Consider the following 12,319-nt stretch of genomic DNA (forward strand, 5'->3'; position numbering starts at 1 on the left):
TTTTCCTACATCAATTCATATAATTTTTTACGCTCACTTGAGCTTCCTATACCAAGTTGCATACGATATTTAGTGATAGTCCTACGCCCTAGTTGCACACTTGGGAATTCTTTTTGAGTGAGTTCAAGAATTTTCAAATCACTCAAAGGTTTTTTAGGATTTTCTTTTTTAATTAAATTGCTAAGAAAATCTTTGATTGTAGCATTAGAAGTTTCGCCATCATCAACTGCGGTGGTAAAGAAAGATTTTAAAGGTATTAAACCTCTATCACAACTTAAGTATTTGTTTGCAATTGCTCTTGAAATGGTAGAAGCATTTCTTTCAAGATCTTGTGCTAAATCTTTAAGTTGCATAGGTTTGATGTCCCCACCCATGAAAAAATCATATTGATATTCTATAATCATAAGCCCTAGTTTATAAAGGGTAGCTTTACGCATAGCTAGTGCATCGATTAAATTTTTTGCATCTTTTAAATAAGCACTTAAAAACTCATGATCTAAACCATCTGCTTCAAAAGCAATTTCAGGATAATAATCATCATTAATTTTAATTTTAATTTCACCATTTTCTTGATAAATAAATATATCAGGAATAATTTCCATGCTCTCTTCAAAATACTCCAAAAAAGGTGGAATGGAGATTTTTTTAATTATCGCTATAGCCTTTTTATACAAAGGATCTTTGATAAAATCTTTTGCATTTTCTAAATTTAAAATTAACATTTTGCAAAACTCATAAAGCTCATCATCTAAGTCAAAATGCTCTAATGCAAAAATAAAAGCTTCTTGATTGTCTTTTGCACCTACTCCAATAGGCTCAAGATACTTAAATCTTTGTCTGATTTTTTCTACTTCTAAAGGATCAAATTCACCTAAAATTTCTTCATCATATTCAAAATAACCTTCATGATTTAAACATTCTATGATTTTTTCAGCAATGGTTTGGGATTTTTTAGTGGGAAAAAATGGTGGTATGATTTGCTCGCTTAAAAGTTCATATACATTTTTTACTTCCAAGCTTTTTGCATCAATCATTTGCGTAGTGGTATTTTTACTAAAATACTCTTGATAATACTTGTTTTGATTGTTTGTAATGCTTGAGTTTTCTTTGATCTCTATAAAAGGATTTTCTTTAGCAAATTCATCTAAACTTTCTTTTAGATCTTCAATATTAGCTTGCAATATAGGAAGCCAAGATCTTAAGGTTTGTGATAGTTTTGCTTTTTGTGTTATAGAGGTTTTTTGTTTAAGCATTATTCAAGTCTAAACTCACTTCCAAGATAATATTTTTTAACATCTTCATTATGCGCAATTTCATTAGCATTACCACTAGCTAGCAACCTTCCACTTCTAATCACATAAGCTCTATCGCAAATTGCTAAAGTTTCTCTTACATTATGATCAGTGATTAAAACACCTATATTCATAGCTTTTAAATCATTAATCAAGCTTTGAATTTCACTCACTGCGATAGGATCAACCCCAGCAAATGGTTCATCTAAAAGTAAAAATTTAGGATCACACATAAGTGATCTTGCGATTTCACAACGCCTTCTTTCACCCCCGCTTAAGCTCATACCTTTTCTGTGCCTAATAGGCTCTATGCTAAGTAATTCTAGCATTTGTTCTATCTTTTGTTCTAATAAATTTTTATCCTTATATATTACTTGGGCGGCTAAAAGTAAATTTTCTTCTACGCTTAAGTCTTTAAAAACACTACTTTCTTGAGGTAAATACCCAATGCCAAGCTTTGCTCTTTTATTAAGCGGTTCTTTTGTGATATCTTGTGAGTCTAAAAACACCTGTCCACTTGTTGGTAAAATAAGCCCACATATCATATAAAAACTCGTAGTTTTTCCTGCTCCATTAGGCCCTAAAAGTCCTACAACTTCTCCACTTTGCACTTCTAGCGAAACATCGTGTATGATTTTAGTTTTTTTAATGATTTTTTCTAAATTTCTAGCTTCTAGCTTACTCATGTATTATATACTTTCTTTTATTTTCATAAGGAATGATTTGTAAAATTATATTAAAAATTTGATATTTATCTAAATATTTTTTTAATTTTTCATCACCCCACTCTACCAAATGCAAACCCTCTTCAAAAAAAATTTCAATCAAGCCATTTTTTAAAAGCCCATCAAAACCTTCTTGATAAATATCATAATGATACATTTTACCTTGTTGAAAATCATACTCTTGCATGATAGAAAATGTAGGAGAATTAAGCGTTTTTTCTACTCCAAGAAATTGAGCATAATTTTGTACTAAAGTAGTTTTACCGCTTGCTAAATCCCCTTGAAGTAAAATAACTCCATTTTTAGGTAAAATTTCACAAAGCTTATAAAGCTCATTTTGGCTTAAAATCATTTCTTTCATTGGATTTTTACCACATATTTTTCTTGCATAGCTTTTGGTATGCTTTTGGTTGTTGGTATATCTAAGACTTTATAGGTATTGGTATATTCTATAAATTTAATGCTTATTTCATCGCCAATTTTTACTTCTTTACTAGCTTTAACTACTTGATTATTTATACTTACTACACCACTTTTACACATATCTTCTGAAATAGCACGACGCTTAGTAATATTAACTACATTTAAAAATTTATCTATTCTCATAAAAATATTTTATCAAAAAATACAAGAAAATGTTATAAAATGTCTAAATATTTTACATTATATTAAGCTAAATTCGTTAAATTTTACAATCATTTTTTTACAAAGAGGAAAGACAATGAAAAAAGATATTAAAAAAGTAGTTTTAGCATATTCTGGCGGACTTGATACAAGTATAATTTTAAAATGGCTACAAGATGAGTATAAATGTGAAGTAGTAACTTTCACAGCAGATATTGGACAAGGCGAAGAGCTTGAACCTGCTAGAAAAAAAGCGCTTTCTTTGGGTGTAAAAGAAGAAAATATTTTTATTCAAGATTTAAAAGATGAATTTGTAAAAGATTATGTGTTTCCTATGTTTAGAGCAAATGCTATTTATGAAGGAGAATATTTACTAGGTACAAGTATAGCAAGACCTTTGATAGCAAAAGCTTTAGTAGAAATAGCAAATAAAACTAATGCAGATGCTATTAGTCATGGAGCAACAGGTAAAGGAAATGATCAAGTGCGTTTTGAATTAGGTGCTTTGGCGCTAAATCCAAATTTAGCCATTATTGCTCCTTGGAGAGAATGGGATTTAAATAGCCGTGAAAAACTTTTAGCTTATGCGCAAAAACATGGTATTGATATAGCTAAAAAGCCAGGTAAGTCACCTTATTCTATGGATGCAAATTTATTGCATATTTCTTATGAGGGTTTAGTACTTGAAGATCCTGCTGCTAAACCTGAAGCGGATATGTGGCGTTGGGTGAAAGATTTAAAAGAAACTCCAAATGAAAGCGAAGTGATAGAGCTTGAGTTTAGTAAAGGCGATTTATGTGCTATTAATGGAGAAAAAATGTCTCCCGCACAACTTTTGGCAAAACTTAATGAGCTTGGTGTAAAACATGGTATAGGTCGTCTTGATATTGTTGAAAATCGCTATGTGGGTATGAAAAGTAGAGGTTGTTATGAAACTCCGGGTGGAAGCATACTTTTAAAAGCACACCGTGCTATAGAAAGTATCACTCTTGATAGAGAGGCAGCACATTTAAAAGATGAATTAATGCCAAAATATGCAAGTTTAATTTATAATGGCTATTGGTTCTCGCCTGAAAGATTAATGCTTCAAGCCTTAATTGATGAGTCACAAAAATATGTAAATGGCAAAGTTAAACTTGAATTATATAAAGGTAATGTAATGGTAATAGGCAGAGAAAGTGCGAATGATAGCTTATTTAGCGAGGCTTATTGTACTTTTGAAGAAGATGCTGTGTATGATCAAAAAGATGCAGCAGGCTTTATAAGATTAAATGCTTTGAGATTTATCATCGCAGGTAAAAATGGAAGAAAATTTTAAAAAGGAAAACAATGAAAGTATTATTAATTAAAGATGTAAAAAGCTTAGGAAAAGCAGGAGAAGTTAAAGAAGTAAAAGATGGATATGGACAAAATTTTTTAATTGCCAAAGGTTTTGCCAAAGCTGCTACGCATGAAGTTTTAAAACAATATGAAGCAGAGCAAAAGAAAAAGGCTGAAAATTTAAGATTTGAACTTGCAAATTTGGAAAAATTAAAAGAGGAATTATCTAAAATCACTATTTGTATAGCTAAGCCTGTGGGAGCTAATGGAAGCTTGTTTGGTGGGGTTACTAAAGATGAAATCGCACATGCATTAAAAGATCAAAAAGGTATAGAGCTTGATAAAAAAAGCTTAGAATGTGATACCATAAAAGAGCTTGGTGTGCATGAAATTTCAGCAAAATTAGGCCATGCAATTCACGCTGTATTTAAGCTAGAAGTTAAAGGAGAATAATGTTTCACGCAACTACAATTTTAGCTTATAAAGGTAAAAATAAATCTGTAATTGGTGGAGATGGGCAAGTAAGTTTTGGAAACACTGTTTTAAAAAACAATGCAGTTAAAATTAGAAAATTAAACAATGGAAAAGTATTAGCAGGTTTTGCAGGAAGCACCGCTGATGCTTTTAATCTTTTTGACATGTTTGAAAAACTACTTTCTAGTTCTAAGGGTGATTTATTAAAAGCTGCAATAGATTTTTCAAAAGAATGGCGTAAGGATAAATACCTAAGAAAACTTGAAGCAATGATGTTGGTATTAGATAGAGATCATATATTTTTACTTTCAGGAACTGGAGATGTAGTTGAGCCTGAAGATGGTGCTATAGCCGCTATTGGTAGTGGGGGTAATTATGCACTTTCTGCTGCAAGAGCTTTAGCTAAACACTCAAGTTTAGATGAAGAAGAATTAGTCAAAGAAAGCTTGCAAATAGCTGGTGAAATTTGCATTTATACTAATACAAATATTAAAACTTATGTAATTGAGGATGATAAATGAATTTAACTCCAAAAGAGATTGTAAAATTTTTAGATGATTATGTAATTGGGCAAAAAAATGCTAAAAAAATCATAGCAATTGCTTTAAGAAATCGTTATAGAAGAATGCAGCTTAGCCCTGAACTTCAAGATGATATCATGCCAAAAAATATTTTAATGATAGGATCAACTGGGGTTGGTAAAACAGAGATTGCAAGACGCCTTGCTAAGATGATGGGACTTCCTTTTGTAAAAGTTGAAGCAAGTAAATATACTGAAGTTGGTTTTGTTGGGCGTGATGTAGAAAGCATGGTTAGAGATTTAGCTAATGCTGCTTTAAATTTAGTAAAAAACGAAGAAAAAGAAAAAAATAAAGATAAAATTAATGAATTTATAGAAAATAAAATTTTAGAAAAACTTTTACCACCTTTACCAAAGGGTGTTAGTGAAGAAAAACAAGAAGAGTATCAAAATTCTTTAGAAAAAATGCGCGTGAAATTAAAAGCTGGTGATTTAGATGATAGCACAATAGAAGTTGAAATTTCACAAAGCGTGTTTGATACTAATCCAAATTTACCACCTGAAATGGGTGCTATGCAAGATATAGTAAAAGTTATTGGCGTGGGTAATAAAAAAGTTAAAAAAGAAATGAAAGTAAAAGATGCAAGAATAGCTTTAGCTCAAGAAGCAAGTGAAAAAATTCTTGATATGGAAAGTATTAAAGGCGAGGCTTTAAGAAGAGCTGAAAATGAAGGGATTATTTTTATTGATGAGATAGATAAAGTAGCAGTTTCAAGCTCAAATTCAAACCGCCAAGATCCAAGTAAAGAAGGGGTGCAAAGGGATTTGCTTCCTATAGTTGAAGGTAGTACTATACAAACTAAATTTGGACCTTTAAAAACTGATCATATTTTATTTATCGCAGCAGGTGCTTTTCATTTAAGCAAGCCAAGTGATTTAATCCCTGAACTTCAAGGGCGTTTTCCTTTAAGGGTTGAGCTTGATTCGCTAGATGAGGATGCTTTATATGCTATTTTAACAAGACCTAAAAATTCATTACTAACACAATACATTGAGCTTTTAAAAACTGAAAATGTAGAGCTTGTTTTTGAAGATGAGGCTATTAGAGAAATAGCAAAAATAGCAAGCAAGGCTAACGAAGAAATGCAAGATATTGGCGCAAGACGCTTACACACGGTGGTGGAAAAACTTTTGGAAGATATTAGTTTTGAAGCAGATGAATATGCTGGAAAAGTTTATAAAATAGATGATTTTAAAGTGCAAGTTAAACTTGGAGATATCATAGAAAATAAAGATTTAGCTAGGTATATCTTGTGAAAAGTGGCTTTATAAGCATAGTAGGTAGAACTAATGCAGGAAAAAGTTCTATCCTTAATTCTTTATTAGAAGAAAAAGTGGCTATGGTTTCTCATAAGCAAAATGCTACAAGAAGAAAGATTAATGCAATTATAATGCATGAGAATCATCAGCTTATTTTTATAGATACACCAGGCTTACATGCAAGCTCTAAAGCTATGAATCAGCTTATGATTGATTTGGCGATTAAAAGCATTGCAGATTGTGATGTGATTTTATTTGTAGCTAGTATTTATGATGATATTAAAGATTATGAAAATTTTTTAAGTTTAAATCCTAAAGTGCCGCATATTGTATTAATCAATAAGGTTGATTTGGTAAAAAAAGAAGTCTTACTTAAAAAATTAAGCGAGTATTCTCAGTTTAACTCGCATTTTAGCGCTATTATCCCCTATTCTGCTAAGCAAAAATTTTATAAAAAAATTCTCTTAGATGAGATGATTAAGTATTTGCCTGAACATCCGTATTATTTTGATCCTGAGTTTATTACTACCACAAATGAAAAGGATATCTATAGAGATTTTATTTTAGAAGCCATATATGAAAATTTAAGTGATGAAATTCCTTATAGCACTGAAGTAAAAATAGAAAAAATCAAAGAGCTTGAGCAAATTTATTATATTAACGCTATCATCATTACAGATAGTAATTCTCATAAAGGAATGATACTAGGTAAAGATGGAGCTGCAATTAAGCGTATAGGTAAAGAAGCTAGGATGAAAATAGAAAAATTAGCTCAAAAAAAGGTAATGCTAAAATTGTTCGTTCAATTAGAAAAAAATTGGCATAAAAACGAGCAAAATCTCAAAAAAATCCTTTATGATGAGTAAGAAAATCATCAAAAAAGATTTTCTTACTTATGAAAAACTTTTATATGTAAAACTTACAAATCCTATTAGTGAAGATGAAATCTTAAAAAAGAGCTTTGAGGAACTTGGTCTTAAAGATGATTTTTCATATGAGCTAAAGTATTTTCAAGATAAATCTTTTACTCATGTATTTTTGTGTAAATATGAAGATATTTTAGATATTGATTATGTAATCCCAGAACCCCTACTCTTTGAAGTGTATTTTAAGAATGATACAAATAGTGAAAATCTTGCATTATTATTTAAGAAAAAATACATAGTTTTAGTGGAGTATTTGGGATGTGAATTTCAAAATTGCAAAGTTATGCCATTAAATACTTATAGTAAAATATATGATGAAAAATTAAAAAATACATATAAAAACATTATAAGTATAGACGATACTCAAAATCTTAGCAGTTTTGATAAATTTAATAGTAATATTTTCTATCAAAAATTATTAAAAAAATGTGATCAAGTTAAAATTAATTTTGCCAATAAAGCAAAAATAAATCATTTAAAATCTTTTAGTTTTAAAATTTTATTAGCTTTTACATGCGGGATTTTACTAGCCTTAGTTTATCCTTTGTATTTATATACGCAAAAATCATTTTATGAAAAAGAAAAAATAAAATATGAAAATTTAATCAAAAATCAAGATGATATCTTAGAGCAAGCAAAAATAAATCAAAAACAAAATCAAGAAGTTGAAAAATTACAAGAAAAAAATGAACAAAAAGTTGATTTGTTACAAAAATTTTATGCAAATACGCTCTGCTATAAGGATTTTTATAATTTTTTAAAAGTCTTAAATTCTCATCAAAGTTATATAGAAGCTTTATATATAAAAAATAATGATTTTATCATAAAGCTTAATAAAGATTATGATTTTTATGATGATTTTAAAAAATATCATTTTGTGTTAAAAAGTAAAGAGATTAACGATGAAAAAATTACTCTTGTTTTTGAAAAATCTTTATGAAAATTTAGAAAATATCTTTACGAGATTATCTAAACGCGAATTTATATTGACTTTGATAATGGCTTTTGTATTTGGTTTTTTTATAATCTATATGAGTATTTTTGAGTATTTCGAAAAACAAATGAAATTATCAAAAGATGAGTTATTTATTTTACAAGCAAAATATAAGCAAAAACAAGAATTGATTTCTGATTTTAAAGATGAAAAATTGCAATCTTTTGATAATGAAATATCCTTAGAAGAAAGCAAAGATTATCAAAGTGTTTTAAAAAATATAGAAAAAAATCTCACTAAAGTAAGGTTTTTACAAATCCAAAGTCATGAAAGTCAAGATCAGTATTTTACTTATTATGATTTAAGATTGAGTTTTAATGGTGATTTTTATTTCTTAATGCAATTTTTACAAGAACTAGATCCTTATATAAAAGTCAAAAAATTAGAGCTTGTAAAATATGAAAATGAATTAAAAATTACATTAAATCTTATTTTTACTCTAGTATAAAAATGATTTTTTTGATAAAATTTATCTAAACATGGCAAGCGATCGCTTCTTTTGAAGAGGAAAGTCCGAGCTGCAATAAGACAAGGATTCCATCTAATGGATGGCTAGGGTAACCTAAGGGAAAGTGCAACAGAAAGAAAACTACCATATTATATGGAAAAGGTGAAACGGTAGAGTAAGAGCCTACCAGTAGCTTTGGTAACAAAGCTAGCTATGTAAACCCAATCCGCAGCAAGAAGGGGTGGTTTTAGTCTTATAATATAACCCTTCGCTTGAACTTGTTTGCAAAAACAAGTCTAGATAAATGATCGCTCTTGACAGAACTCGGCTTATCGCCATGTTTTATTTCATATAAGCAGATGCTTTTTTAAGTTTTTGTAAATTTTTTGCTACTTCATCTTGCTTTTTTTTCATAAAAGCTATTGCCTCATTAGTAAGAGCTAAAGCCTCATTGGGACAATCTTTAAAGTCAGGTTTTTCTATGAGTTTAACTATTTTTTCCACATCTTCAGTATATACAGCTAGTTTAAACTCATCTATCCATTTTTTTTCACTCATTTTTGATGAACTTCTCTCCAAGCCTCTAACAAGCCTTTGACTACATTGATAACTTCATCTACTCTTGCTTCACTATTTTCTATATTTGCCAAAGAAAGAAGTTGTAATTCTCTAGTGTATAGGCCACTTAAGTAGTGTGCTATTTCTCCGCCTTTTTCATAATCAAGGCAATTTAACAATTCTATAAAAATAGCACTAGCTCTTTTTACATAATACACTCTTTCTTCTATATTTCCATTTTGAATAGCTATTTTTATCCTACTTGCAAAGCGTAAAATCCCGCTATATAACATCTCTATAAGTTTTTCTTGGGATTCTACACCAGTTTGATTTTGTGAATACGCATTATATACTGCACTATTTAGCATTTAAATCCTCTCTATTTCTTAAGAATTTTGATTATTTGCTGCATTAATCATATTTGTAATAACACTTGCTTGGTTATTTAATTTTGCAATTATACCATCATATGCTGCCCATCTTGACCACATTGTGTCATATCTGCTTTCTATGGATTTTTTAGTATTTTCTATAGTTTCGTTTAGATTTTTTGATTCTTTAGTTAAAGAGTCTTTATAGCCCCCAAAAGAACCATCAGAGCTCATCATCTCACCCATAGTGTTTTTTAATACCCCAAAGGTTCCAGTTTCTTCTTTATAAACTGAATATATAGTTTTTGGACTTAAGCCAAATTTTTTCAAAAATTCTTTATCACCTTGAATTTCTAGGTTACTTCCTGATGTTCCTTTGATTCTAAATTGAATTTGCTGATTCTCGTTACCTTGATTAATGATTTCAAAACTAGCTTCTAAACCTTCTAAACCAAAACTATTTATATGATCAACTAAATTTTTAGCTTTTTCTATATCATCCGCACCAGTTAGTTTAAAAGGATCTCCATTGGCGGTTTTACTTAAATCTATAGTTTCATCATTATAAGTAATGGTAAAATTACCTTCTTTGAATTCTATATCATTTTCACCAAACTTACTTACTCTATCTCCTGTTAGATCAATGTCTTCAAAGCCATTGTGTCCTACGAAAAATTTCTCAGCCATTTCAGGATCTTCGTTAAATTTAGCATTAAATTTTCCAGAGTCAAAGGTTAAAACCCCATCATTTAAAGTCAAACCATAATCAGCTAAAGATAAACTTACTTTTGAAGAGACTTTAACACCATCTGAAGTATCACTATCTCCAACTGTGATTGTTCCATCTACTGTGATAGTTTGAAGCAAAATATTGTTAATTTGTGATTTTATATTATAAATCGAGCTTACACCTACGAAATTTCCTTTTGTCCCTGCATCAGGATCGTATTTTGTCGCTGCATTAAGATTGATCATTAAATCATTATAAGCAGTAGCTAAACTTTCTAAAGATTGTGCTATGGCTTCAGTATCTTGAGTAACATTGAAACTAATTTCACCCTTTTGTTTAAGCTCTAGGGTAATATCAGGCCCTATATCTGTGATGGTATTAGTTGATCTAATCATCTTAACACCATCTACACTAAAGATAGCATCCATACCTTTTTGGATATGGTTTTCATTGTCTTTGGAAACATTGTAGCCTTGTGGTGTGCTTGTATCTAAGGTAATGCCAAATTTACTACTTAATAATGAAGTAGCTTTGTTATCTCTAGCATAATTAGCTTGGTCAATATTTCCTTCAGCATCAGTTGCATAACCACCATCAAAAAGACTTAATTCACCACCATTAGTAGCTCTAAAAGTAAAAGACTTTTTATCTTCGCTAAAGCTTAATTCTACTTTTCCATTAGTTTGTTTTTTTAAATCCTCTGCTAAACTTTCATAGGTTGTTTGATCATTTATATCAATAGTAAATCTATCATATCTTTCACCATTTTTTATAACAAAAGTAAAAGAAGTGTTTTGACCTGATTCAAGCAATTTATCAGAAGTGTTTCCAACAACTTGTCCGGTTATTTTATCTTTTTCTTCTCCAGTACCTTGAGGTCTAAAACCATACAAACCACCTGCGCTAATGCTATCTTTATCAAGTTTCCAGCCCATAGCTTCTAAAAGTTTATCATCGCCTGAAAAAGAGATATTGTTTTTAGTTCCTGTTTCAGTGCTTTGCACTACTAAACGATAAGGATTGTCTCTATCTCCGGTATTTACTAGCTTAGCTTCTATTTTACCACCTGTGGCGGAATTGATTTTTTCAGCAAGTTGAGCTACGGTTGTACTTTTATCAATTTCTATTTTATAGTCTTTTCCATCTTGGGTGATAGTAAAAGAAGCTTTGCCATTTTCATCACCTTGTATACCCAAACTGCCCATGACAGTAGAGGTTTTGTCTTTAAAACCATTGCTTTGATAAACATCTTTTTGAGCAAGTTGATCGACTATGACTTTCATATTTGAAAGATTAGATAAAGAGCCTACAACCAAGCTAGCAGCAGCGCTATCGCCACTTACACTAGGAGAAACTTTCTTTTTGTTAAATTGAGAAGTATCGCCAAGACTATTTACAGCAGTTTGAAAAGCAAGTAGTTTAGCTTCAAGCTCTGCTAAGTCTTTTTGTCTTGAAGTGTTAGTTTCAAGTTGTGTGTTATAAAGCTTTAAGTGAGCATTCATTTCTGCTTCTTTAAGCTTATTAAGTGTATCGCTTGTTAAAACTCCCGAACCTATACCTAAACTTCCTAAACTACCTACTGCCATGATTAACTCTCCTTATCAAAAATGGTGCCAATAACACCTTTAAAATGTTCTATTAATTTCATAACTTCTTCACTAGGAATTTTGCGTATTAACCTACCTGTGTCTTTTTCGGTGACATTTACATACATTTCGTTTATTTTATCATTATACGCAAAACGCACATTTGTTTCCAATGTTTCCATTTGTCTATTAAGTTTTTCTGTTGCGTTTTTTAATTTTTCATTTAAATTCTCATCTTGATCATTTAAATCAACTTGTTGCTTATTCTCTTGAGATGGCTTTTCAACACTTTTTGTGTTAAAATGAGTTATATTTGTATCCCTTTGAATATTGCTAATGTCCATTTTAAACTCCTTTTTAAAAGACTCTAAAACACACTATCGACACAATTTTAAAAAACTTAATATTTAAATTAAAAATATATATATTTA

General features: G+C 30.0%; 15 protein-coding genes and 1 other RNA gene. 8 read left to right on the forward strand and 8 right to left on the reverse strand.

From position 1 onward, the window contains the following. Positions 1-5: 5 nt before the first annotated feature. Genes L8X33_RS06000 through L8X33_RS06015 form a run of 4 tightly spaced genes read right to left on the reverse strand, consistent with a single transcriptional unit; the run spans position 6 to position 2,623 of the window. Complete coding sequence (locus L8X33_RS06000; RefSeq protein ID WP_133318902.1) at positions 6-1,253, reverse strand: RNA polymerase factor sigma-54; 1,248 nt, start codon at positions 1,251-1,253, stop codon at positions 6-8. Continuing rightward, entirely contained in the window at positions 1,253-1,978 is a 726-nt protein-coding gene (gene lptB / locus L8X33_RS06005) for an LPS export ABC transporter ATP-binding protein (protein WP_039618272.1), read from the reverse strand. The genes L8X33_RS06000 and lptB overlap by 1 nt, the downstream gene beginning before the upstream one ends. Further along, entirely contained in the window at positions 1,971-2,378 is a 408-nt protein-coding gene (gene tsaE / locus L8X33_RS06010) for a tRNA (adenosine(37)-N6)-threonylcarbamoyltransferase complex ATPase subunit type 1 TsaE (protein WP_263670231.1), read from the reverse strand. The genes lptB and tsaE overlap by 8 nt, the downstream gene beginning before the upstream one ends. Beyond that, positions 2,375-2,623: an RNA-binding S4 domain-containing protein gene (locus L8X33_RS06015; protein WP_066007995.1), complete on the reverse strand. Its 249-nt coding sequence runs from the start codon at positions 2,621-2,623 to the stop codon at positions 2,375-2,377. The genes tsaE and L8X33_RS06015 overlap by 4 nt, the downstream gene beginning before the upstream one ends. A gap of 115 nt (positions 2,624-2,738) precedes the next feature. On the opposite strand from L8X33_RS06015, the gene L8X33_RS06020 reads away from it, so the two are divergent. From L8X33_RS06020 to rnpB, 8 genes are all read left to right on the forward strand, one after another. Further along, positions 2,739-3,959: an argininosuccinate synthase gene (locus L8X33_RS06020; protein WP_263659699.1), complete on the forward strand. Its 1,221-nt coding sequence runs from the start codon at positions 2,739-2,741 to the stop codon at positions 3,957-3,959. Between the two features lie 11 nt (positions 3,960-3,970). Continuing rightward, positions 3,971-4,414, forward strand: a complete 444-nt coding sequence (gene rplI / locus L8X33_RS06025) for a 50S ribosomal protein L9 (protein ID WP_039618280.1) — start codon at positions 3,971-3,973, stop codon at positions 4,412-4,414. Beyond that, positions 4,414-4,956 (forward strand): ATP-dependent protease subunit HslV, encoded by a 543-nt coding sequence (gene hslV, locus L8X33_RS06030; RefSeq protein WP_120759032.1) that lies wholly within the window; start codon positions 4,414-4,416, stop codon positions 4,954-4,956. The genes rplI and hslV overlap by 1 nt, the downstream gene beginning before the upstream one ends. Further along, complete coding sequence (gene hslU / locus L8X33_RS06035) at positions 4,953-6,272, forward strand: ATP-dependent protease ATPase subunit HslU (RefSeq protein ID WP_133318898.1); 1,320 nt, start codon at positions 4,953-4,955, stop codon at positions 6,270-6,272. Before hslV ends, hslU begins: the two co-directional genes overlap by 4 nt. Then, positions 6,269-7,141, forward strand: a complete 873-nt coding sequence (gene era, locus L8X33_RS06040; RefSeq protein ID WP_263670233.1) for a GTPase Era — start codon at positions 6,269-6,271, stop codon at positions 7,139-7,141. The genes hslU and era overlap by 4 nt, the downstream gene beginning before the upstream one ends. Beyond that, positions 7,131-8,141, forward strand: a complete 1,011-nt coding sequence (locus tag L8X33_RS06045; protein WP_263670235.1) for a hypothetical protein — start codon at positions 7,131-7,133, stop codon at positions 8,139-8,141. Before era ends, L8X33_RS06045 begins: the two co-directional genes overlap by 11 nt. Next, positions 8,104-8,643: a hypothetical protein gene (locus tag L8X33_RS06050; RefSeq protein ID WP_263670236.1), complete on the forward strand. Its 540-nt coding sequence runs from the start codon at positions 8,104-8,106 to the stop codon at positions 8,641-8,643. Before L8X33_RS06045 ends, L8X33_RS06050 begins: the two co-directional genes overlap by 38 nt. Positions 8,644-8,669: 26 nt before the next feature. Then, positions 8,670-8,991, forward strand: an RNA gene (gene rnpB / locus L8X33_RS06055) — RNase P RNA component class A. Here the strand turns inward: rnpB and L8X33_RS06060 are convergent. Genes L8X33_RS06060 through L8X33_RS06075 form a run of 4 tightly spaced genes read right to left on the reverse strand, consistent with a single transcriptional unit; the run spans position 8,986 to position 12,232 of the window. Next, positions 8,986-9,201, reverse strand: a complete 216-nt coding sequence (locus tag L8X33_RS06060) for a hypothetical protein (protein WP_133318894.1) — start codon at positions 9,199-9,201, stop codon at positions 8,986-8,988. The two genes, rnpB and L8X33_RS06060, sit on opposite strands and share 6 nt — an antisense overlap. Further along, entirely contained in the window at positions 9,198-9,569 is a 372-nt protein-coding gene (gene fliS / locus L8X33_RS06065) for a flagellar export chaperone FliS (protein ID WP_133318893.1), read from the reverse strand. Before fliS ends, L8X33_RS06060 begins: the two co-directional genes overlap by 4 nt. 18 nt (positions 9,570-9,587) lie before the next feature. Then, positions 9,588-11,888, reverse strand: coding sequence for a flagellar filament capping protein FliD (gene fliD / locus L8X33_RS06070; RefSeq protein WP_263670237.1), 2,301 nt, complete (start codon positions 11,886-11,888; stop codon positions 9,588-9,590). A gap of 2 nt (positions 11,889-11,890) precedes the next feature. Continuing rightward, complete coding sequence (locus L8X33_RS06075; RefSeq protein ID WP_133318891.1) at positions 11,891-12,232, reverse strand: FlaG family protein; 342 nt, start codon at positions 12,230-12,232, stop codon at positions 11,891-11,893. Positions 12,233-12,319 lie beyond the last annotated feature (87 nt).

Origin of the sequence: Campylobacter sp. CNRCH_2014_2849, assembly GCF_025772845.1 — a bacterium.
Lineage (GTDB): Bacteria > Campylobacterota > Campylobacteria > Campylobacterales > Campylobacteraceae > Campylobacter_D > Campylobacter_D lari_D.

Bases quoted from the DNA above. Each gene is read 5' to 3' on its own strand.
- tsaE (WP_263670231.1), bottom strand. From the start codon at position 2,378: ATGAAAGAAATGATTTTAAGCCAAAATGAGCTTTATAAGCTTTGTGAA.
- rplI (WP_039618280.1), top strand. From the start codon at position 3,971: ATGAAAGTATTATTAATTAAAGATGTAAAAAGCTTAGGAAAAGCAGGA.
- hslU (WP_133318898.1), top strand. From the start codon at position 4,953: ATGAATTTAACTCCAAAAGAGATTGTAAAATTTTTAGATGATTATGTA.
- L8X33_RS06060 (WP_133318894.1), bottom strand. From the start codon at position 9,201: ATGAGTGAAAAAAAATGGATAGATGAGTTTAAACTAGCTGTATATACT.
- fliD (WP_263670237.1), bottom strand. From the start codon at position 11,888: ATGGCAGTAGGTAGTTTAGGAAGTTTAGGTATAGGTTCGGGAGTTTTA.
- L8X33_RS06075 (WP_133318891.1), bottom strand. From the start codon at position 12,232: ATGGACATTAGCAATATTCAAAGGGATACAAATATAACTCATTTTAAC.
- fliS (WP_133318893.1), bottom strand. From the start codon at position 9,569: ATGCTAAATAGTGCAGTATATAATGCGTATTCACAAAATCAAACTGGT.
- L8X33_RS06015 (WP_066007995.1), bottom strand. From the start codon at position 2,623: ATGAGAATAGATAAATTTTTAAATGTAGTTAATATTACTAAGCGTCGT.
- L8X33_RS06020 (WP_263659699.1), top strand. From the start codon at position 2,739: ATGAAAAAAGATATTAAAAAAGTAGTTTTAGCATATTCTGGCGGACTT.
- lptB (WP_039618272.1), bottom strand. From the start codon at position 1,978: ATGAGTAAGCTAGAAGCTAGAAATTTAGAAAAAATCATTAAAAAAACT.
- L8X33_RS06050 (WP_263670236.1), top strand. From the start codon at position 8,104: ATGAAAAAATTACTCTTGTTTTTGAAAAATCTTTATGAAAATTTAGAA.
- hslV (WP_120759032.1), top strand. From the start codon at position 4,414: ATGTTTCACGCAACTACAATTTTAGCTTATAAAGGTAAAAATAAATCT.
- L8X33_RS06045 (WP_263670235.1), top strand. From the start codon at position 7,131: ATGATGAGTAAGAAAATCATCAAAAAAGATTTTCTTACTTATGAAAAA.
- L8X33_RS06000 (WP_133318902.1), bottom strand. From the start codon at position 1,253: ATGCTTAAACAAAAAACCTCTATAACACAAAAAGCAAAACTATCACAA.